This is a genomic window from Bradyrhizobium sp. 190 (assembly GCF_023073415.1).
Classification (GTDB): Bacteria; Pseudomonadota; Alphaproteobacteria; order Rhizobiales; family Xanthobacteraceae; genus Bradyrhizobium.
Map to the genome: position 1 here is coordinate 479,527 of NZ_JADPJL010000065.1, position 19,877 is coordinate 499,403.

A 19,877-nucleotide genomic window follows, 5' to 3' on the forward strand; every position below is an offset into this window, starting at 1 on the left:
ACTACTTCTTTGCCGGCGTATCCGGCTTCTTCGCAGGCGTATCCGGCGCGTCGCGGTGCTCACCGACGCCGAGATAAATCAGGATCGGCGCCGCGATGAAGATCGAGGTGTAGGTGCCAACCAGCAGCGCGCCGAACACCATGACGGCCGTAAAGCTGTGGATCGCGTGTCCACCGAACAACAACAGCGCCAGCAACGCCAGCGTCACCGTGACGTGGGTGATGATCGAGCGCGACAGGGTCGAATTGATGGATTCGTTCAGCAGTTGCGGCATCGGCATTTTCTTGTAACGCCGCAGCATTTCCCGGATGCGATCGTAGATCACGACCGTATCGTTCAGGGAGTAACCGAGAATCGTCAATAACGCGGCAATACTCGTGAGGTCGAAATCGACCTGCGAGATCGACATGAAGCCGATCGTCAACACGATATCGTGGACGTTGGCGATCATGGCGCCGAGCGCGAACTGCCATTCGAACCGGAACCAGAGATAGATCAGGATTGAGAAAATCGCGAGCATCATGCCGAGCATGCCGTAAGCCAGCAATTCGCCGGAGACGCGCGGCCCCACCACTTCGACGCGGCGATATTCCACGGTGTCGCCGAGCGCACCGCGGACCTTCTGCACCGCTACCTGCTGCGCGGCGTCTCCCCCGGGCTGTTCGGCTACGCGTATCAGTACGTCGGCCGGGCCGCCGAACTGCTGCAACTGAATGTCGCCGAGCCCGAGATTGCTCAGTGACGCGCGCATTGCGCCGATGTCGGAGGAACCGGACTTGGACTGCACCTCAAGCAGCGTGCCGCCCTTGAAGTCGATGCCGAAATTCAGCCCGTGGGTGAAAAACAGCACGATCGCGAGGATCGAAAGAGCCGCGGAGATCGGGAAGCTGATGCGACGAAAGCGCGTGAAATCGAAATGCGTGACGTCAGGGACGATGCGCAAGGGCGGCAACAGGTCCAGCACGCTGACCACGGTCAGCACGATAATCAGAATGCCAAGTCCAATGAGAACGTATTCAGTCACAAACCAGATTCCTAGATCGGCACGGTTTTGGGCCGCTTCCACCGCACCCAGCCGGCGACGATCAGGCTGGTGAGCGTAAACGCTGTAAAGACCGTGGTGATGATGCCGATGCCGAGCGTGACGGCGAATCCGCGGACCGGACCGGTGCCGATATAGAACAGCACCGCGGCGGCGATGAAGGTAGTGATATTGGAGTCCAGAATAGTCGCCAGTGCGCGCCTGAATCCGGCATCAATCGCCGAAATCGCATTGCGCCCGCCGCGCAGTTCCTCACGGATGCGCTCGTAGATCAGCACGTTGGAATCGACCGCGATACCAACGGTCAGCACGATGCCGGCGATGCCGGGCAGCGTCAGGGTAGCATTCAGCAGCGACAGAATGCCGAAGATCATCGCGACGTTGATGGCAACCGCGATATTGGCGAACACGCCGAACAGCCGGTAGGTCAAAAGCATGAACGCGACGACCAGGATCGAGCCGACGTAAGCCGCGAGTTTGCCCTTCTCGATTGAATCCTGGCCAAGACCGGGACCAACGGTGCGTTCCTCGATCACGGTCAGCGGCGCCGGCAGCGCGCCGGCGCGGAGCAGCAGCGCCAGCTCGTTGGCCTGCTGCACCGTGAAGCTGCCGGAAATCTGGCCTTGCCCGCCGGTGATCGGCTCGCGGATCACGGGGGCAGAGATCACCTTGTTGTCGAGGATGATGGCAAAGGGTTGCCCGACGTTCTCCGACGTCGCTTGCGCGAATTTGCGCGAGCCCGAACTATTGAACTTGAAGCTCACGATCGGCTCGTTGGTGCGCTGGTCGAAGCCCGGCTGCGCGTCGGTGAGATCGCCGCCCGATACCAGTACCTGCCTCTTGATGAGGTAGGGCACCTTCGGCGATTGCTCGCTCATCAGAACTTCCGAATCGGCCGGCACCCGTCCCTGTTGCACCTGATCCGGCGAGACCGACGGATCGACCATGCGGAATTCCATCTTGGCGGTCTGGCCGAGGATGCGCTTCAACTCGGTTGGATCCTGCAAACCCGGCACCTGGACCAGGATACGATCGGTGCCTTGCCGCTGGATCAGAGGCTCGACAGTGCCCAACTGGTTGATACGGCGCTCGACGATCTGGATCGACTGTTCGATCGTTTGCCGTATGCGCTCGGTAATGGCGGCTTGCGGCACCGTGAGGCGGATCAGGCCGCCGCCGGCATCCGAGACTTCGAGGCTGCGCTGCCCTGAGGAGCCGAGCAGACCGCCAAGCGGCTGCGACAGCTCGCGCAGCTTGGTGAGGGCCGCCTGCTGATCACTCTCCTTGACGCGGACTTCGGCGGCGTCGCCGCGGACGGCAAGGCCGGTATAGCCGATCTTGGCATCACGCAGCACGCGGCGGACTTCGTCGCGCACCTGATCGAGCTTTTCCTTCTTCACATAGTTGGAATCGACTTCGAGCAGCAGGTAGGAACCGCCCTGCAGATCGAGGCCGAGCACGATGTGGCGCTGCGCCCAGAGCGGCCAGGTCTTCACCTTGTCCTGGGGGAAGAAATTCGGAACGGCGAACAGGCAGACGACGAGCGCCGTCATAATGATCGCCAGCGCCTTCCACCGCGTGAAATACAACATCGAGTAGACCCGTCAGACCCAGGAAAAATGCGCCGCGGTTGCGGCGCGTAAATCAGCTCGCGGACGTCTCGTCCTTGGCGGTTTCAGCTTTTTCCTTGGCCGGCTCGCCCTTGGCGCGGACGCCGGAAATCATCTGCCGCATCTGCCGCACGCGGACACCGTCCGAAATCTCGAACTCGATCTGGTCGTCATCGACAACCTTGGTCACCTTGCCGACGAGGCCGCCCGAGGTCACCACCGTGTCGCCGCGGCGGATATTCTTCACGAGTTCCTGATGATCCTTCACCTTTTTCTGCTGCGGGCGCAGAATCAGGAAATACATGATCACGAAGATCAGCGCGAACGGCAGCAACGACATCAACATGCTGTTGGCATCGCCACCGGCTGCAGCCTGGGCGTACGCAGGGGTAATCAGCATTCGAACAATCCTCGTGAGACGGGAAAGAACCGGCCATGCCTGGGCATAGGGCTTGGGCACGTCGCCGGTTCGGGCAAATTCGCGCGGACTATAGCGGCGGCGGGCCCAATTGCAACGTGGCCCGCCCCCTCATTTAGGCCGCTTGCGGGACCATCCAAGGCCCGATAAGGCTGCGCGGTCAGGAACTGCAAAAATGTCCAAAAAAGCCAAGAAAACAACGGCTCGCGCCACCCCCAAAGCAGCCTCGCGAGCCATTGCAAAAACCGCGACAAAACGTCCGGCAAACAGCCTTAACGGTGCCACGGCCGAGCGGATCGCCACGGCACTGGAAGCTATCGCCGGTCACCTTTCCGCAGCCTCTCCGGCGGGTGGGACCGCTGAGTCGTTCGGCTCCGCCGACGCCTTTGTCTGGCATCCGGACGGACGCCTTTCGCCGGTGCCGCGCGTCAGCCGCGTCGACCTCGGCCTGCTCAGGGGTATCGACCGGATGCGGGATATCCTGATCGAAAACACCGAACGCTTCGCCGACGGCCTGCCCGCCAACAACGCGCTGCTCTGGGGCGCCCGCGGCATGGGCAAATCCTCGCTGGTGAAGGCAACTCACGCCAATATCAACATCGACCGCAAACCGGCCGACCGGCTGAAGCTGATCGAGATCCACCGCGAGGATATCGAGAGCCTGCCGGGCCTGATGGATCTCCTGCGCAGCTCCGATTTCCGCTTCATCGTGTTCTGCGACGACCTCTCTTTCGACGGCAACGACGCTTCCTACAAGTCGCTGAAGGCGGTGCTGGAAGGCGGTATCGAGGGACGTCCCGACAACGTCATCCTCTACGCCACCTCGAACCGGCGGCACCTGCTGGCGCGCGAGATGATCGAGAACGAACGCTCGACCGCGATCAACCCGGGCGAAGCGGTCGAGGAGAAGGTGTCGCTGTCGGACCGTTTTGGTCTCTGGCTCGGCTTCCATCGCTGCAGCCAGGACGAATATCTGGCGATGGTACGCGGCTATTGCGGCCATTTCGGCATCGAGATGGGCGACGAGGAGCTGGAGCGCGAGGCGCTGGAATGGTCGACCACCCGTGGCTCGCGGTCGGGCCGCGTCGCCTGGCAGTTCACGCAGGAACTGGCGGGACGGCTGGGTGTGAGGCTTTCGGGGAAGTGACGCGGTCGTGCCCTACCCCTGGCGTCATCCCCGCGAAGGCGGGGACGCCGCGGCTTCACGGCTCAATCGCACGTGCTCTGGAATACTGGATCGCCCGGTCAGGCCGGGCGACGACAGTGGTGGGTGTGGCGACGCCGCTGCGCAGCTAGCCGATCACGCCCCGTTCAGGAATTGAAGCGGGTCAACCGGTGAAGATCCCTTGCGGATCTCGAAGTGGAGCTGCGGCGATCCCACCTCGCCAGATTGACCCGATTTGGCAATGATCTGGCCGCGCTTGATCGTATCGCCGCGCTTTACCAGCAGTTCACTCGCATGGGCATATGCGGTGACGTAACCGTTGGAATGCCGCACCAGAACCAGATTGCCGTAACCCTTGAGCTCGTTACCGGAATAGGCAACCACGCCGTCTTCCGCCGCCTTCACCGGCGTGCCTTCGGGCACCGCCAGGTTGATGCCGTCATTCGACTTGCCGTTGGTCTTGGCGCCGTAGCTGGTGATCACCTTACCGCGCACCGGCCAGCGGAAGGTCGGCAGCGCGCCGGTGGCTTCGCTCGGCTTGATCGACGCGGGTTCGGCGGCGGGCTTTTCTTCCACGACATTGGTGGTGGCGGACGCCAGCCGCGCGCTCTGCGGCGGACCGCCGGCGGACGCCATCTTGGTGGCTGGTGCTGCAACCTGGGCAACCGGCTGGGCGGGTGCGGCGGCAACGGGCTGCGCCACTGGCGCAACGGCCGCGGACCTCGAACCGGGCACGGTGAGCTTCATGCCAAGGCTGAGCTTGGCGGATTGATCGAGATTGTTGGCCTTGGCGAGTTCGGTAACCTGGACATTGTTCCGGCGCGCGATGCTCATCAGCGTATCGCCGCGATTGACAATATGAACGCTCGGCGGCGTGGCCGCAGCGGCGACCGGCTTGCTGGCCGGGGGCGCGAGCGCCGGCGCGGCCGCAGCCACCGCGGTCTGCCGCGGAATGATCAGTTGCTGGCCGGGCGACAGCACGCGCGGTCCCTTGTAGCCATTGGCCTGCAGGATCGCGGCAGATGAAACGTTGTAGCGCTTGGCCAGAATGTCGAGCGTGTCGCTGGTGCCGACGATGATCGTGGTGCCGTTCGGCGCAGCCGGACGCGCGGCCGCTACCGAGCGCGGCGGTACCGTGGCGGTGGTCTCGATGGGGGAATGGGACGGCGGCGCATAGGACGAAATCCCGCGCCCTCCTCCCGACACCCCGCCCGAACTGGCCGGATAGGCGGGCGGTGCAGCAACGGCTGGCGGCGGCAAGGCCTGGGACTGGAATTGCGGCGTGGACGCCTGCGGCCGGGCGTATTCCGGCGACTCGCGGCGTTCTGCGGCGGGCGACCGCACCGAACCGGTCGCTTCGGGCTGCGAGGCAAAGGGATTGGAGAAATCGGAAAAGCGCGTCTGCATATCGGCGCTGCAGCCGGCAAAGCCGACCGACATCAGCGCCAGCACCGCGACCTGCGGCATCCGACGCGAGCGAAGCAACTCGGCGACACGGGACATGGTTACTCACTCGTACGCAACAAAATACTGTTTTGAGTAAACACGTATCGAGTAAATAACCGCTTAACCCTTGGAATAAGATGTTGGCGGGAACTGCCAATCCGGGCTTCTACAGCTCGCGCGCAATTCCCGGCAGGGCTGGGACGAAGCGGACATCGACCAATTCCTTGCGCTCGAACCCGCTGTCCGTCCTGATCATCCTGACCAGCGTCTGGCTGCCGTGATGGGGGCCGACCGGCGCGATCAGGATGCCGCGCGGCACCAGCCGCTCCAGCAGCTTTTCCGGAATTTGCTCCATCGCGGCGGTGACGATGATGCGGTCGAAATCGCCCGCGCCCGCCGGTATGTCGAAGCCGTCGCCGTACATCACCTCGATATTGTAATAGCCGAGCGCTTCGAGCCGGTCGCGGGCCGTGTCCGCCAGCGTCCGGTAGCGCTCGATGGTCAGGACATGCGCGCACAACCGCGACAGCACCGCGGCCTGATAGCCGGAGCCGGTACCGATCTCGAGGACCTTGTGGCCCTTTTGCAGTTGCAGTTGCTCGGTCATGTAGGCCACCACGAAGGGCTGGCTGATGGTCTGCCCGCAGGCGATGCCGAGCGCGCTGTCCCGGTAGGCATGACCGCGATCGCCAGCCGCCACGAAAACCTCCCGCGGCACCGCTTCCATGGTGCGCAGCACCGCCTGATCGCTGATCCCCCGCCGCCGCAGGGTGAGCTGAAACATCATTTTCTCGGGCGGTTCTTGCGACATTGCGGTCTCGCGGCGGGCTCAGGCCTCGCCGAGATGTAATAGCCTGCGCGCACTTAAGGAAGAATTTCCTCAAGATTTCGGTTCCTGCTAAGGGAACCGTTGTCGCGCCCGCGGCGTTAGGGCACGGCAAATCCACAGCCGGAGCCTTTGCTTCAAAGCGTGCCGGTTCATGTCGACGTTGCGCCAAGGGGTGTTTTTTGCGAACCTCAAAGCCTTGGAAGGGCAAGGATTCCCCTCATGATAGCGACACGGCCGGCGGGCTGTTCTGTTTTCCTCGTTGAAGACGAGGTTATGATCCGGATGATGGTCGCTGACATGCTGGAAGAGCTGGGCCACAGCGTAGCTGCCGAGGCCGGCGAAATCGGTGAAGCGGTCAAGCTGGTGCAATCGACCGAATTCGATCTCGCCATTCTCGACGTCAACGTCAACGGCAAGGTGATCACGCCGGTGGCCGAACTGATCACGGCGCGCAACCGGCCGTTCATCTTTGCAACCGGCTACGGCTCCTCCGGCCTGCCCCAGGAATATCGCGACCGCCCCGCGCTGCAGAAGCCATTCCAGCTGGAAACACTGGCTCAGGTCATCGCCGCGACCATGAAGAGCGCGCCGGTTTAGGCGGCGCGTTGCGAACGTAGCCCGGATGGAGCGGAGCGCAATCTGGAGGCGATCTCGCAAGCCGACAAGCCGATCCCGGATTGCGCTCCGCTCCATCCGGGCTACTGCGCAGTCGCTTCACGTCATTTCAGCGTCGTCGTCAGCGCTTCCGAGAACGCTTCATCGGTCCGATCGAGCCGCAGCGGCGTGACCGATACATAGCGTGCAGCAAGTGCGGCAAGGTCGGTGCCTTCGGCCGGCGTATCCATCATCGCGGCGCGCTCGAAGCCGATCCAGAAATAGGGATTGCCGCGGCCATCGTGGCGCTTGTCGACCTTGAGGAAGCCGAGATTGCGCTTGCCCTGCCGCGTCACGCGAACGCCGTTGACCTGGTCCGGCGTGCAGGCCGGAAAATTGACGTTGATCACAGTGTTCTTCGGCACGCCCGCATCGATCACCTTGCGCAGGATGTCCGGACCGAATTTCAGCGCGGTGTCCCACAGCGGCGCGTGACGGGTCTCGATGGAAAATTCCTGGCTCAGTGCAAACGACGGGATTCCCAGGATCGTGCCTTCGAGGGCACCGGCGATGGTGCCGGAATAGACGACATCCTCGGCCACGTTGCGGCCCTTGTTGACGCCGGACAGCACCAGATCGGGCATCTTCTCGCCGAGGATGTGGCGCGAACCCATGATCACGCAATCGGTCGGCGTGCCCCGCACCGCGAAATGGCGCGGACCGACTTCGCGCAGCCGCAAGGGATCGTTCAGCGACAGCGAGTGCGAGACGCCGGACTGATCGAGCTCCGGCGCCACGATCCAGACGTCGTCGGACAGCGCGCGGGCGATCTCCTCGACGATCTTCAAGCCCGGGGCATGGATGCCGTCGTCGTTGGTGCAGAGAATTCGCATCCGTCAAAATGCCTTCTGGTTCAGGTCGCGGCAGGCTCTTGCCTTTGGGCGTCGTCTTATCCGGCTATCGCGGCTGAGGCAAACCGGCCCATTTCCTCATGTTTTCTTCACCCAGACGCGCCAAGGACGCGCGAATCTAGCGCCGCCGTCGATTTTCATCTGCAGGTCTGGCGATTCCTGCTTTGGCCGCTCGAGAGGCTGTGGACTCACGGCCTCCGGTGGTGCCGGAGGCGGCTGCGGCGGCTCAACGGTAGCAGGCCGCTCCGGCTTCGGCGGCGGAGACGGTGCGATGGGCTCGATCGCTACAACCGGCGGCGGCGCTACCGATGTCGATTCCGCCTGCGTGTGCGGATGTCGCGTTCGCGCAACCGCCAGCCCCTTGTCGAAATCCGCAGCGTTAAGCCACTCCTTGGCATGCATGCGCTCGATCAGATCGTCGTCCCACAGGCGCGCCACTTCGATATCGAAGGCGCCCATCAGCCGCTGGTCGATCAATTGCATCCCGTGGCCGGTAACAGCCCATTGCCTCCCGATCCAAAGGATGTCGCGATGCAATGCCATTTTCGCCTTGCGCTATTTGTCCCGCTCGATCGTCTTGAGCCCGCCCATATAGGGCTGCAACATTTCGGGCACCGCGATCGCGCCGTTTTCCTGCTGATAGGTTTCCATGACCGCGATCAGCGCGCGGCCGACCGCTGTGCCGGAGCCGTTCAGCGTGTGCACGAAGCGCGGCTTGCCGTCGGGCCCACGCGAGCGCGCGTCCATGCGGCGCGCCTGGAAGTCGCCGCACACCGAGCAGCTCGAGATTTCGCGATAAGCGCCGCCCTCGCCCTGCCCCGGCATCCAGACCTCGATGTCGTAGGTTTTTTGCGCGGAGAAACCCATGTCGCCAGAGCACAGCGTCATCACGCGGTAATGCAGATCGAGCCGTTTGAGCACTTCCTCGGCGCAAGACAGCATGCGCTCATGTTCGTCGCGGCTGGTCTCAGGCGTTGCGATCGACACCAACTCGACTTTTGTAAACTGATGCTGTCGGATCATGCCGCGGGTATCGCGGCCTGCCGCGCCCGCTTCCGCGCGAAAGCACGGCGTCAGCGCGGTCAGCCGCATCGGCAGCTCTTTTTCGTCGACGATGGATTCGCGAACGAGATTGGTCAGCGAGACTTCGGCGGTGGGAATGAGACCGAGACGTTCGGTCTTCAATCGTTCGTCGGGCGCCACTAGCAATTCGCCCTTGATAGCCCAGAACTGGTCGTCCTCGAATTTCGGCAATTGGCCCGTGCCGAACATCACAGCGTCGCGCACTAGCAACGGCGGGTTGACCTCGATGTAGCCATGCTCGTTGGTGTGCAGATCGAGCATGAACTGTCCGATCGCGCGCTCGAGCCGCGCCAACCCCTTCTTCAGCACCACGAAGCGGGCGCCACTCAATTTCGCGGCCGCCTCGAAATCCATGTAGCCGAGCGCGCCGCCGAGATCGTCATGCGGCTTCGGCGTGAAGGCATAGTTGCGGATCTTGCCGTAGACGTGGCGCTGCACATTGCCCTGCTCGTCTGCGCCTTCGGGCACATCGTCGAGCGGCAAGTTCGGGATAGCTGCGAGCTCTTCCCCCAACTCCTCGTCGGCCGTCTTGGCTGCAAGCTCGAGCCCCGGCATCGTGGTCTTGAGTTCGGCGACTTCCTCCATCAGCTTGTTGGCGCGCGCGTCATCCTTGGCCTTCTTGGCCTCGCCGATTTCCTTCGACGCCGCATTGCGCCGCGCCTGCGCTTGCTCCGACGCGAGGATCGCCGCACGGCGTTTTTCATCGATCGTCAGCAGCGCAGCCGACAGCGGCGCCAGCCCGCGGCGCTTCAGTCCGGCATCGAACGCCTGGGGGTTGTCGCGGATCGATTTGATGTCGTGCATAGCGGGTCAGGTCCTCAAGCGTGCGCGTTGGAAGTCAACCCATTATGTTGACATTCAACGGTGCGCCTCCGTACCACACCCGTCATCACCCGCGAAAGCGGGTGATCCAGTATTCCAGAGCAGATGCGATAGAGTCGAGAGGCCTCGGTGTACTGGATTCCCCGCTTTCGCGGGGAATGACGGCCGATTAGGGGGCGAGAACGACGCCCTACTCGGCCGGGTTGGTTTCCGGAGGCGGGCTGGCGGGCGGTGTGCCTGACGCGGCCTGCGCGGCCGCGGCCTTCTTTTCCACCATGCGGACCGCGACGATCGCGCCCTCGTACAGCAATAACAGCGGTATCGCGAGCGAGGCCTGGCTGATGACATCGGGCGGCGTCAGAACGGCGGCGATCACGAAGGCGATCACGATGAAATAGCGCCGCTTCTCGCGAAGCATCTGCGAGGTGACGATGCCGATCCGCCCCAAAAGCGTCAGGATCACCGGAAGCTGGAACGCGATGCCGAACGCGAAGATCAACGACATCATCAGCGACAAATATTCGCCGACCTTCGGCAACAACTGGATCTTCGCACTCTCATCGCCGCCCATCTGCTGCATGCCGAGCGAGAACCGCACCAGCATCGGCAGCACGATGAAGTAAACCAGTAGCGAGCCGAGTATGAAGAAGAACGGCGTGGCGACCAGGTAAGGCAGGAACGCACCGCGCTCATGCTTATAGAGGCCGGGCGCCACGAACATGTAGATCTGCCCGGCAACGATCGGGAACGAGATGAAGGCAGCGCCGAACATCGCCAGCTTCAATTGCGTCAGGAAATATTCCAACAGCGCGGTATAAATGAATGTCGAATTCTCGGCGCCCGCCACCCAGACGAAGGGCCAGACCAGCACGTTGTAGATCTGCTTGGCGAAGAAGAAGCAGAAGATGAACGCAATACCGAAGGCCAATAGCGCCTTGATCAGCCGCGAGCGCAGCTCGATCAAATGATCCATCAATGGCGCCTTGCTGGCCTCGATGTCCTCGACGGTCATGACGCTTTGGCGTCCTTGAGAACGTCAGGCGCCGCCGGCGCGATATCCTGCGCCGCCGCCTGAACTTCACGCGTGATCACAAGTGGCTCGGACGCCGCCGCATGCGCCTCGGCTTCCGCAAAGGTCTCCGGCGTCGGTGCGGCCGGCGTTGTCGGGGTGACGGGTTCGCCGATCGCGGACGCCACCTGCGCGTCGTTGGGTTGGGTGGCGGCAGGCTTGTCGATGTCGCCGATCTGCAGGGCGTCGCCGACATCCTTCTGCAGCGAGGTCATGACGTTGGCGGGGGAGAGGCCTGTCGCCACGTCCTTGACCTCGTCAAAGCTCTTCTTGAGGTCGGCCATTTCGGCCTCGCGCATGGCCTCCTGAAACTGGCCCTGGAATTCGGACGCCATCTTGCGCGCCTTGCCCATCCATTGTCCGACCATGCGCAGCACGCCCGGCAGCTCTTTCGGGCCGATGGCGATCAGCGCGACAACCGCGATGACGACCAGTTCACTCCACCCGATGTCGAACATGAATTCTTCCGCTCGCGCGAGACGTCCGCGCCCAAATCCCTATTTAGCAAGATTTGGGGACGCCCGCGCCTTTTCTCAAACCGGCTTTCAACCGATGTCCGGTTCAGACAGCCTTGCTGCCGACATCCGTCCGTGCCGCCGTCGGCGCCGGCGTTGCATTGTGGTCGATGCTCTTCACCGGCTCGGCGGGCTTTTCGGGTGCCTTGTCATCGTCCTGCAAGCCCTTCTTGAAGGACTTGATGCCCTGCGCGACATCACCCATCAGGTCCGAAATCTTGCCGCGGCCGAACAACAGCAGGACCACTGCGATCACGACGATCCAGTGCCAAATGCTAAGCGAACCCATCCTGCAACCCTCCAAAAAAGAGACGGCCGGCTTCCGGCCAAGCTTTGGCGGAAGGTAGGCCCGAGAGGTATCAAAAACAAGGACCCCTGCCGCGGCAAATCGCTGTCGCGGCTACGTATTATGGCTATCATTAACCCCGATTGCGGGGCTAGCCGGCTGAGCCTTCAGAACCAGTTCCACCGCCCTCTTCGGGATCGGCGGCCGGCGCCAGCAGGAGTTCCAGAGTATCGCCGGCGTCGAGCGGATCCTCGTCCTCACGCAACGCCACGTCGTCGGACGGCGTCGGAACGCTGAATCCGGAGGGCAGCCGCGAATCCAGTAGCCCCGTACCCTTCAACTCTTCCAGGCCCGGCAGGTCGCCGAGCGCTTCCAGGCTGAACTGCGACAGGAACGCTTCGGTCGTGCCGAAGGTGAGCGGCCGGCCCGGCGTCTTGCGACGACCGCGGGGACGGATCCAGCCGGTTTCCAGCAGCACATCCAGCGTTCCCTTGGACGTGATCACGCCGCGGATCTCCTCGATCTCGGCGCGCGTCACCGGCTGGTGATAGGCGATGATCGCAAGCACCTCGATCGCCGCCCGCGACAGGCGCCGTGTCTCCGTGCTTTCGCGCGTCATCAGCCACGACAGATCGCCGGCGGTGCGAAAGGTCCATTTGTTGGCGACGCGCACCAGGTTGACGCCGCGCGGAGCATATTCCGCCTGCAGTTGCGCCAGCGCCGCCTTGACGTCGACGCCATCGGGCATGCGCTTGGCAAGCGTCGCCTGATCGATCGGCTCGGCAGAGGCAAACAGCAGCGCTTCGAGAAGCCGCAATTCCTCGGGCCGCGCCTCAACTTCGATATTCTGGTCGATGGGATGATCCTCGGCATCTTCCATGCGTTTTTCCGCCAGGCTTGCCATGGCTAGGTCTCCTTCCACTACTCGACCGTCATATCCGGCGCGGGCATCGCTGCCTGCGGCGGACGCTTACGAAAATACAGCGGCGCGAACGCCTCTTTCTGGTTCAATTCCATCTCGCCTTCGCGCACCAGTTCGAGTGCAGCGGCGAAGCTCGACGCAAACACCGTCGCCCGCTGCGAGGGATCGACGACGTAGCTGAGCAGGAAATCGTCGAGGCAGCTCCAGTCCCCGGCCTCGGTCATGCCGACTAGCCGCTCCAGCGAGGCGCGTGCCTCGGCCAGCGACCACACCGTGCGCTTGGCCAGATGCACCGTCGCCAGCACGCGCTGCTGGCGCTGTACGGAATAGGCGGTGAGCAGATCGAACAGGGTTGCGGTGAATTTGGGGTGACGGATTTCGGCGATCGATTCCGGATTGCCGCGCGGAAAGATATCGCGCTGGAACTGCGGGCGGTTCATCAGCCGGTTGGCGGCTTCGCGGATCGCCTCGAGCCGGCGCAGCCGGTTGGCAAGCGCGGTCGCCATTTCTTCCGCACTCGGTCCGTCCGGCGTGGGTGGTTCAGGCAGCAGCAGGCGTGATTTCAGGTAGGCGAGCCAGGCAGCCATCACGAGGTAATCGGCTGCGAGTTCGAGGCGGATCTTTCGCGCGGCCTCGATGAACGTCAGATACTGGTCGGCCAGCGCCAGGATCGAAATCTTGGCGAGATCGACCTTCTGCTGCCGCGCCAGCGTCAGCAGCAGGTCGAGCGGGCCTTCATAGCCCTCGACGTCGACGACGAGCGCCGCCTCGCTGTCGGTGATTTGGGCGGGCCGTCCGGTTTCAAACGATAGAATCTCAGCCGTCATGCCGTTCCTACCCGATCCATCAACGCTTCAAGTTCAGCCCGTGCCGCCTGCCGGTCGAAGGGCTCGGGCTGTTTTCGCGAGGCCAGCGCCCGCCTGGCGCGATCCAGGGCTTCGCCCGCCAGCTCCGGCGTCTCGCGCGCCACGTCGCGCATCTCGTCGAGCCTGCCGTTGCAATGCAGGACCATGTCGCAGCCGGCGTTGACGATGGCGCGGGTCCGCTCGGCGATCGATCCCGCCAGGGCATTCATGGACACGTCGTCACTCATCAACAAGCCTTGGAACCCAATTACGCCGCGAATCACCTGCCGGATGATTGTCGCAGAAGTCGTCGCCGGTTGGGCGGGGTCAAGCGCGCTAAACACAACATGTGCGGTCATCGCCATCGGCAGGTCCGCCAGCGGTTGAAAGGCCGCGAAATCGGTCCGTTCCAGCTCATTGCGCGACGTATCGACCGTCGGAAGCTGGTGATGGCTGTCGGCAGTGGCCCGGCCGTGACCGGGAATATGCTTCAGAACCGGCAGGACGCCGCCCTGTTCCAGTCCCTCGGTGACGGCGCGGGCGATCGCCGCGACCTTGGCCGGCTCGGTTCCATAGGCCCGGTTGCCGATCACGGCGTCGGCCCCAGCCACCGGGACGTCCGCCAGCGGCAGGCAGTCGACGGTGACGCCGAGGTCGATCAGGTCAGCCGCGATCAGCCGCGAGCTGAGCCGCGCAGCCTTTAGCCCCAGCGCCTTGTCGAGGTCGTAGAGCGCGCCGAACACGGCGCCAGGCGGATAGACCGGCCAGTGCGGCGGCCCAAGCCGGGCGACCCGCCCGCCTTCCTGGTCGATCAGCACCGGCGCATCCGCCTCGCTCAGGCAATTCCGCATTTCCCCAACAAGCGCAGCGACTTGATCGGGGGTCTCGATATTGCGTTTGAACAGAATGAAGCCCCACGGCCGCATCCCACGGATGAACTCGCGCTCCGTGGCGCTCAGTTCCAGTCCCGATACGCCCGTGATGAATGCGTGGCTGCTCATGGGGGCCGATTAGGCCCCTCGCAGCCCCGGGGTCAAGGAAACCGCCGTTAATTCCTTTGGACGAAGCACTGCCCGCCGGCAGATTTCAGGCTGCTGCAGACCTGCGCCGCCTCCTCGGACGAGCCGAACGGGCCGGCGAAGGCGCGGTAATAGACGCCCTTTTCGCCGAGATCGACGCGTTTCACCAGCGACGAGTGCGGCCCCAGCACGCTCGGGAACTTACCCTGGAGCGCGCGATAGGAGGCCTGTGCGTCGGCTTCGTTCTTCTGCGAGGAGACCTGAACCAGATAGCCGCCGCTGGTCGGAGCCGGAGCGGCCGTCTGGGCCGGATTGGTCGCCGCCATCCGGGCCGGCGGCGCGGAATCGGGCGCTTGTCCTGCTTGGGGAGCGAGCGACATCGGCGTATTGGCGCTGGCATTGGCGGATGCCGGGTTACGCGCCGGCGGTACGGTGGGACCGGGACCAGGAGCCGCGGCCTGGGCAGCGACGGATCGCGTCGGCAGCGCTGGCCTCTGCGGCGCGTTGGCGCCTGCCGGGATACCGCCGTTCTCGGCAGCGTCGCCCTTGACCGCGAGCGTCCTGATCCTGCGCGGTTCGTTGTTCGGCATCGTGCCGTTGGCGGCCGAAGCCATCGGCGCCGACGGAGAAACACTCGAGGCCGGCGGCGGGTTGGCGTTCTGGTTCAGCGGCGGAAACACCACGCGCGGCCCGCCGGACCTCGAATTGACGTCGACCGGAGTTTCTTCGCGCGACACCAGCTTCTCGCCGCCATCGCCCGACAGCATGCGGTCGGGGGTCTTGCCAGCGCCGGCGTCTGATGGCGCCGGCACCACCTTGGTCGGGCTGTTGTCGGCCCTGATGATCGGCGGCTCGCCACTGCGGGGCGAACCGACAAAGGTGCGGTAGGCAAAAGCAGCCCCGGTCCCCACCACTGCCAGCGCCAGCACGGCGGCGACCGTCATCAGGCCGCTCGAGCGCTTCTTCGGCGCGGGCTCTTCCTCATATTCGCCCTGGTAGGCGTAGGGATCGTCCGGATAGGCCGGATCGCGCTGATAGTCGTGCTCACCGGTCTCTAACCGTCCATACAGCGCATCGTCGTAGCGCGACGGGTCCTGCTGCTGCTCGTCGGCATATTGTTGCTGAGGCTGCTCGTAATAGTCCTGCTCGGGCGGCGCTTGATGCGCGGGCGCCTGCGGCGGCTGGGCCGCGTAGCGATGCAAGGGATGCACCGGCGCCGGCTGGTACTCCGGCTCGTCATCGTATTCCTGCGGCAGCGGCGGCGGTGGCAGCGGAGTTTCGTGGCGCGCGCGCTGCATCCATGCCGGCGGGCTCAGAGGAGCATCGGGCAACTCTTCCGGCGGATCATACTGCTGTGGCCGCACGTTGGCGCGCGACTGCAGCGGGTACGGCGCGGATTTGGCCGCGGCCCCGACCGGATCGGTCTGCCCGATCAGCCTTGCGAGCTCGGCAAGCGGATCACCCTCGCCGCGATCCTGGTCGGCGGAGGGAAAATGTCGGTCCTGATATCGATCAGCCATCGTGATGATGCATCCCCTACGGGACAGCGCCAACTCGCCATGTCAAACAAACCATGACGAGCGGCCCCTGCCAGATACCCCCACGAACCCCCATTCGTGACGGCCTTCGCCCCTGCCTACCGCATCTCGGTCGGAGCGTGGACGCCGAGAACGGCTAAGCCCGATGCCAGAACCGAGACGACGCCCTGGACCATAGCCAGCCGCGCCCTCGTGATCTCTGCATCATTAGTTATAATGAAGCGTAAATAGGGCAAATCCCGCCCTTTCGTCCACAACGCGTGAAATTCACTGGCCAAATCATATAGATAAAAAGCGATTCGGTGCGGTTCATGTGCGACCGCCGCCGCCTCGACCATCCGGGGATAGAGCGCCAGCCGCTTCAAAAGATCCAATTCGGCCGGATCGGTCAGCAAGCCCACCGGGGCATCCCCCAGATAGGCCGCCCGGGCCGCGTCGTCCTCCGGAAGATCGGGAACCACCTCTCGGGCATTCTTGAAGATCGAATGGCCGCGGGCATGCCCGTACTGGACGTAGAAGACGGGATTGTCCTTCGATTGTTCGAGCACCTTGGCGAGGTCGAAATCGAGCACCGCGTCGTTCTTGCGGAACAGCATCATGAACCGCACGGCATCCGAACCGACCTCGTCCACCACCTCGCGCAGCGTGACGAAATCGCCGGAGCGTTTCGACATCCGCACCTGTTCGCCGTTGCGCAACAGCCGCACGAGCTGCACGACCTTGACGTCGAGCGCGGCCTTGCCACCGCTGACGCCCTTCACGGCTGCCTGCATGCGCTTGATGTAGCCGCCATGATCGGCGCCGAACACGTCGATCATGTCGAGGAAGCCGCGATCGACCTTGTTCTTGTGATAGGCGATGTCGGAAGCAAAATAGGTATAGGCGCCGTCCGACTTGATCAGCGGACGATCGACATCATCGCCATAGGCGGTGGCGCGGAACAGCGTCTGGATGCGGTCCTCGTAATCCTCGACCGGCTTGCCTTTCGGCGGCGGCAGGCGGCCTTCGTAGATGTCGCCCTTGGCGCGCAGGAAATCGATGGTCTCGGTGACCTTGTTGTTGCCGGTCTCGATTAGCGACCGCTCCGAGAAGAACACCTCGTGCTTGATATTGAGCGCGGCGAGATCGCCCCTGATCATGTCCATCATCATGGCGATCGACTTCGCGCGCACAATCGGCAGCCAGGCGCTTTCTGACATCGCCTTCAGCTTGTCGCCATACTCCGCGGCCAGCGTTTGCCCGACGGGGACGAGGTAATCGCCGGGATAGAGCCCTTCCGGAATTTCGCCGATGCTCTCGCCGAGCGCCTCGCGGTAGCGCAGGAACGCGGAGCGCGCGAGCACATCGACCTGCGCGCCGGCGTCGTTGATGTAATATTCGCGCGTGACGTCGTAGCCGGCAAAGTCAAGCAGACCGCACAGCGCGTCTCCGAACACGGCGCCGCGGCAGTGACCGACATGCATCGGCCCGGTCGGATTGGCCGAGACGTATTCGACATTGACCTTGGCGCCGTGGCCGATCGCGCTTTTGCCGTAAGCTGCGCTTTCGCGCAGCATTGTCAGCAGTTCGTCCGCCCAGACCTGAGGCTTCAAAGTGAGATTGATGAAGCCGGGACCGGCGACCTCGACGGAAGCCACCAGATCGTCGGCGCGCAATTTTTCCGCGATTTTATCGGCGAGCTCGCGCGGCTTGGCCTTGGCGTCCTTGGCCAGCACCATCGCGGCATTGGTCGCCATGTCGCCATGGCTCGCATCGCGCGGCGGCTCAACCACGACGCGGGAGAAATCGATGCCGGCGGGCCATTGGCCCTCGGCCGCGAGCGCGGCGCAGACCGCGTGCACGCGCGCCAGCGCGTCGGCAAACAGATGTTGTGGGGCTGACTTGTCGGACATGGCCGCCGCCTAACGCAAATCCGGGGTCGAGTCAAAAAGCCTTTGGTGCTCGATCAAGGCGAAACGGTCGGTCATTCCGGCGATGAAATTACCGATCCGGCGCGCCCGCTCGCCCTCGCTCTCGCGCTCTGACCCTTCGACCCATTCGGGCGGCAGGTCGCCCGGGGAGGTCTGGTAGCGCGCGAACAGGTCGAACAGGATCCCTTCCGCCTCGCCCATCACCCGCATGACGCGAGGGTGGCGGTACATATGCAATTTCAGGAACGCCTTGATCGCGGCCTCCTCCTCCGCGACCTCGGGCGGGAAGGCGACCAGCGGCTGATGGTGGTGACGGACGTCATACGCCGATTGCGGTCTCGCCGCCGCAAGCCGCCTGCCCGCCTCCGACATGACCGCCCCGATCATGTAGGAGATCAGCTCCCGCACCAGTTCCGCGCCGCGCCTGGCATCGTCGAGATTGGGATAATGCTGGTCGATCTCAGCGATTACAGCGGCCGTGAGCGGCATGACCTTCAAATCATCGACGCTGAACAAGCCGGCGCGCAGGCCGTCGTCGATATCGTGGGCGTCATAGGCGATATCGTCGGCGAAGGCCGCGGCCTGCGCCTCCAGCGAGGCGTAGCTCCACAGCTCCAGATCGAATTTTTGATTGAAGTCGGCGATGCCGACGGGAATGCCGCTTTCGCGGTATGGCCCGGCCGGGGCCCCGCCCGGTTCGGTCAGCGGACCATTGTGCTTGACGATGCCCTCGAGCGCTTCCCAGGTCAGGTTCAGCCCGTCGAACTCGGGATAACGATGCTCCAGCGAGGTCACCACCCGCAGCGCCTGCGCGTTGTGGTCGAAGCCGCCATGGGCCTTGAGGCATTTGTCGAGCGCCCGCTCGCCGGCATGGCCGAAGGGGGGATGGCCGAGGTCGTGCGCCAGCGCCAGCGTTTCGGTCAGGTCCTCGTCGAGGCCGAGCTGCCGGGCCAGCGCGCGGGCAATCTGCGCCACTTCCAGCGAATGGGTCAGCCGCGTGCGGTAATGGTCGCCCTCGTGGAACACGAAAACTTGTGTTTTGTGCTTCAGCCGCCGAAACGCGGTGGAATGGATCACCCGGTCGCAATCGCGCCGGAACGGGCTGCGGGTTCGGCTCGGCGGCTCGGCGAACAGCCGGCCGCGGCTGGAATCGGGGTCGCAGCCATAGGGCGCGCGGGGGGCAGCCATTCCGACCGACACGATTTTTTAGTCCTTATCCATTTGATTCCGCGAGATTATGCACTTAACTATGTCTGACGCCCCATACCAAATGAATTGGGTATGACGGGCCGGAGAGCATGCCATGACCACTGCCATCACCGTCAGCGAGCGGGCCGCCCGCCGCATCGGCGAAATCCTCAAGACCGAAGGCGGCGGCGCCATGCTGCGCATCTCCGTCGAAGGCGGCGGCTGCTCCGGCTTCCAGTACAAATTCGACGTCGACCACGCCCGGGCCGAGGACGACCTCGTGATCGCGCGCGAGGGCGCGGTGGTGCTGGTCGATCCGGCCTCGGTGCCGTTCCTCGCAGGCTCCGAAGTCGATTTCGTCGACGATTTGATCGGCGCCTCGTTCCGCGTGGTCAATCCGAACGCCACCGCGTCGTGCGGCTGCGGGACCAGCTTTTCGGTCTGAGAACGCAAATCAATCCGCACGCCACATGCGGAGAGATAGTGTGTAGGGTGGGCAAAAGCGAAGCGTGCCCACCATCAAGCAGCGCAATCGGTGATGGATGGTGGGCACGTCGCTAGCACTCCTTTGCCCACCCTCATATGGGGATTTGTGAGTCAAGTCCTTTGACGGGCTTGGGTTGGGTTTGGCAGGGCGCGAGGGCGGCGCGCGAAGCCATGCGAAG

The 19,877-nt window shown here is 63.8% G+C and carries 20 protein-coding genes; 3 read left to right on the forward strand and 17 right to left on the reverse strand.

All coding sequences use genetic code 11. The features are described 5' to 3' along the window. Position 1: 1 nt before the first annotated feature. Genes secF through yajC form a run of 3 tightly spaced genes read right to left on the reverse strand, consistent with a single transcriptional unit; the run spans position 2 to position 3,052 of the window. Complete coding sequence (gene secF, locus IVB22_RS34230) at positions 2-1,024, reverse strand: protein translocase subunit SecF (protein ID WP_247521552.1); 1,023 nt, start codon at positions 1,022-1,024, stop codon at positions 2-4. A gap of 11 nt (positions 1,025-1,035) precedes the next feature. Beyond that, positions 1,036-2,634 carry a protein translocase subunit SecD gene (secD, locus tag IVB22_RS34235; RefSeq protein ID WP_247521553.1) on the reverse strand — a complete coding sequence of 533 codons (1,599 nt, stop codon included), beginning with the start codon at positions 2,632-2,634 and terminating at the stop codon, positions 1,036-1,038. Between the two features lie 52 nt (positions 2,635-2,686). Then, positions 2,687-3,052, reverse strand: coding sequence for a preprotein translocase subunit YajC (gene yajC / locus IVB22_RS34240; RefSeq protein ID WP_247521554.1), 366 nt, complete (start codon positions 3,050-3,052; stop codon positions 2,687-2,689). Between the two features lie 193 nt (positions 3,053-3,245). Here yajC and IVB22_RS34245 point away from each other — a divergent pair, with 193 nt between their 5' ends. Next, a complete protein-coding gene (locus tag IVB22_RS34245) occupies positions 3,246-4,217 on the forward strand; it encodes an ATP-binding protein (RefSeq protein WP_247521555.1) in 972 nt (323 codons plus the stop codon). A 153-nt stretch (positions 4,218-4,370) separates the two neighbouring features. Here IVB22_RS34245 and IVB22_RS34250 read toward each other — a convergent pair whose 3' ends face one another. After that, positions 4,371-5,738, reverse strand: coding sequence for a peptidoglycan DD-metalloendopeptidase family protein (locus IVB22_RS34250; RefSeq protein WP_247521556.1), 1,368 nt, complete (start codon positions 5,736-5,738; stop codon positions 4,371-4,373). Between the two features lie 109 nt (positions 5,739-5,847). Then, the gene (locus IVB22_RS34255; protein ID WP_247521592.1) at positions 5,848-6,465 is read right to left on the reverse strand and encodes a protein-L-isoaspartate(D-aspartate) O-methyltransferase; all 618 of its coding nucleotides are present in this window, start codon (positions 6,463-6,465) and stop codon (positions 5,848-5,850) included. A 264-nt stretch (positions 6,466-6,729) separates the two neighbouring features. Here IVB22_RS34255 and IVB22_RS34260 point away from each other — a divergent pair, with 264 nt between their 5' ends. Then, on the forward strand, positions 6,730-7,107 hold the full coding sequence (locus tag IVB22_RS34260) for a response regulator (protein WP_214493662.1): 378 nt from the start codon (positions 6,730-6,732) through the stop codon (positions 7,105-7,107). A 122-nt stretch (positions 7,108-7,229) separates the two neighbouring features. Here IVB22_RS34260 and surE read toward each other — a convergent pair whose 3' ends face one another. The 12 genes from surE to IVB22_RS34320 all read right to left on the reverse strand — a co-directional run bounded on the left by surE (position 7,230) and on the right by IVB22_RS34320 (position 19,224). Beyond that, on the reverse strand, positions 7,230-7,997 hold the full coding sequence (gene surE / locus IVB22_RS34265; RefSeq protein WP_247521558.1) for a 5'/3'-nucleotidase SurE: 768 nt from the start codon (positions 7,995-7,997) through the stop codon (positions 7,230-7,232). Positions 7,998-8,093: 96 nt separating this feature from the next. Continuing rightward, positions 8,094-8,558 (reverse strand): hypothetical protein, encoded by a 465-nt coding sequence (locus IVB22_RS34270; protein WP_247521559.1) that lies wholly within the window; start codon positions 8,556-8,558, stop codon positions 8,094-8,096. Positions 8,559-8,570: 12 nt separating this feature from the next. After that, the gene (serS, locus tag IVB22_RS34275) at positions 8,571-9,902 is read right to left on the reverse strand and encodes a serine--tRNA ligase (protein ID WP_247521560.1); all 1,332 of its coding nucleotides are present in this window, start codon (positions 9,900-9,902) and stop codon (positions 8,571-8,573) included. Between the two features lie 208 nt (positions 9,903-10,110). Then, positions 10,111-10,932, reverse strand: coding sequence for a twin-arginine translocase subunit TatC (gene tatC / locus IVB22_RS34280; protein ID WP_247521562.1), 822 nt, complete (start codon positions 10,930-10,932; stop codon positions 10,111-10,113). Next, complete coding sequence (gene tatB / locus IVB22_RS34285) at positions 10,929-11,447, reverse strand: Sec-independent protein translocase protein TatB (RefSeq protein ID WP_247521563.1); 519 nt, start codon at positions 11,445-11,447, stop codon at positions 10,929-10,931. The genes tatC and tatB overlap by 4 nt, the downstream gene beginning before the upstream one ends. 103 nt (positions 11,448-11,550) lie before the next feature. Next, positions 11,551-11,793: a twin-arginine translocase TatA/TatE family subunit gene (locus tag IVB22_RS34290; RefSeq protein WP_247521564.1), complete on the reverse strand. Its 243-nt coding sequence runs from the start codon at positions 11,791-11,793 to the stop codon at positions 11,551-11,553. 148 nt (positions 11,794-11,941) lie between these two features. Then, positions 11,942-12,694 (reverse strand): SMC-Scp complex subunit ScpB, encoded by a 753-nt coding sequence (gene scpB, locus IVB22_RS34295; protein ID WP_247521565.1) that lies wholly within the window; start codon positions 12,692-12,694, stop codon positions 11,942-11,944. A gap of 17 nt (positions 12,695-12,711) precedes the next feature. After that, positions 12,712-13,539: a ScpA family protein gene (locus IVB22_RS34300; RefSeq protein ID WP_247521566.1), complete on the reverse strand. Its 828-nt coding sequence runs from the start codon at positions 13,537-13,539 to the stop codon at positions 12,712-12,714. After that, entirely contained in the window at positions 13,536-14,558 is a 1,023-nt protein-coding gene (gene nagZ, locus IVB22_RS34305; protein ID WP_247521567.1) for a beta-N-acetylhexosaminidase, read from the reverse strand. Before nagZ ends, IVB22_RS34300 begins: the two co-directional genes overlap by 4 nt. Positions 14,559-14,605: 47 nt before the next feature. Beyond that, a complete protein-coding gene (locus IVB22_RS34310) occupies positions 14,606-16,096 on the reverse strand; it encodes an SPOR domain-containing protein (protein WP_247521568.1) in 1,491 nt (496 codons plus the stop codon). A gap of 116 nt (positions 16,097-16,212) precedes the next feature. Continuing rightward, on the reverse strand, positions 16,213-18,006 hold the full coding sequence (gene argS, locus IVB22_RS34315; protein ID WP_247521569.1) for an arginine--tRNA ligase: 1,794 nt from the start codon (positions 18,004-18,006) through the stop codon (positions 16,213-16,215). A 9-nt stretch (positions 18,007-18,015) separates the two neighbouring features. Beyond that, the gene (locus IVB22_RS34320; RefSeq protein WP_247521570.1) at positions 18,016-19,224 is read right to left on the reverse strand and encodes a deoxyguanosinetriphosphate triphosphohydrolase; all 1,209 of its coding nucleotides are present in this window, start codon (positions 19,222-19,224) and stop codon (positions 18,016-18,018) included. Between the two features lie 103 nt (positions 19,225-19,327). Here IVB22_RS34320 and erpA point away from each other — a divergent pair, with 103 nt between their 5' ends. Continuing rightward, on the forward strand, positions 19,328-19,657 hold the full coding sequence (gene erpA, locus IVB22_RS34325) for an iron-sulfur cluster insertion protein ErpA (RefSeq protein WP_247521571.1): 330 nt from the start codon (positions 19,328-19,330) through the stop codon (positions 19,655-19,657). The last annotated feature ends 220 nt before the right edge of the window (positions 19,658-19,877 follow it).

What these genes read in the sequence shown, in the direction of transcription:
- secD (WP_247521553.1), bottom strand. Translation starts at nt 2,634, where the DNA reads ATGTTGTATTTCACGCGGTGGAAGGCGCTGGCGATCATTATGACGGCG.
- yajC (WP_247521554.1), bottom strand. Translation starts at nt 3,052, where the DNA reads ATGCTGATTACCCCTGCGTACGCCCAGGCTGCAGCCGGTGGCGATGCC.
- IVB22_RS34245 (WP_247521555.1), top strand. Translation starts at nt 3,246, where the DNA reads ATGTCCAAAAAAGCCAAGAAAACAACGGCTCGCGCCACCCCCAAAGCA.
- IVB22_RS34250 (WP_247521556.1), bottom strand. Translation starts at nt 5,738, where the DNA reads ATGTCCCGTGTCGCCGAGTTGCTTCGCTCGCGTCGGATGCCGCAGGTC.
- IVB22_RS34255 (WP_247521592.1), bottom strand. Translation starts at nt 6,465, where the DNA reads ATGTTTCAGCTCACCCTGCGGCGGCGGGGGATCAGCGATCAGGCGGTG.
- IVB22_RS34260 (WP_214493662.1), top strand. Translation starts at nt 6,730, where the DNA reads ATGATAGCGACACGGCCGGCGGGCTGTTCTGTTTTCCTCGTTGAAGAC.
- surE (WP_247521558.1), bottom strand. Translation starts at nt 7,997, where the DNA reads ATGCGAATTCTCTGCACCAACGACGACGGCATCCATGCCCCGGGCTTG.
- IVB22_RS34270 (WP_247521559.1), bottom strand. Translation starts at nt 8,558, where the DNA reads ATGGCATTGCATCGCGACATCCTTTGGATCGGGAGGCAATGGGCTGTT.
- serS (WP_247521560.1), bottom strand. Translation starts at nt 9,902, where the DNA reads ATGCACGACATCAAATCGATCCGCGACAACCCCCAGGCGTTCGATGCC.
- tatC (WP_247521562.1), bottom strand. Translation starts at nt 10,932, where the DNA reads ATGACCGTCGAGGACATCGAGGCCAGCAAGGCGCCATTGATGGATCAT.
- tatB (WP_247521563.1), bottom strand. Translation starts at nt 11,447, where the DNA reads ATGTTCGACATCGGGTGGAGTGAACTGGTCGTCATCGCGGTTGTCGCG.
- IVB22_RS34290 (WP_247521564.1), bottom strand. Translation starts at nt 11,793, where the DNA reads ATGGGTTCGCTTAGCATTTGGCACTGGATCGTCGTGATCGCAGTGGTC.
- scpB (WP_247521565.1), bottom strand. Translation starts at nt 12,694, where the DNA reads ATGGCAAGCCTGGCGGAAAAACGCATGGAAGATGCCGAGGATCATCCC.
- IVB22_RS34300 (WP_247521566.1), bottom strand. Translation starts at nt 13,539, where the DNA reads ATGACGGCTGAGATTCTATCGTTTGAAACCGGACGGCCCGCCCAAATC.
- nagZ (WP_247521567.1), bottom strand. Translation starts at nt 14,558, where the DNA reads ATGAGCAGCCACGCATTCATCACGGGCGTATCGGGACTGGAACTGAGC.
- IVB22_RS34310 (WP_247521568.1), bottom strand. Translation starts at nt 16,096, where the DNA reads ATGGCTGATCGATATCAGGACCGACATTTTCCCTCCGCCGACCAGGAT.
- argS (WP_247521569.1), bottom strand. Translation starts at nt 18,006, where the DNA reads ATGTCCGACAAGTCAGCCCCACAACATCTGTTTGCCGACGCGCTGGCG.
- erpA (WP_247521571.1), top strand. Translation starts at nt 19,328, where the DNA reads ATGACCACTGCCATCACCGTCAGCGAGCGGGCCGCCCGCCGCATCGGC.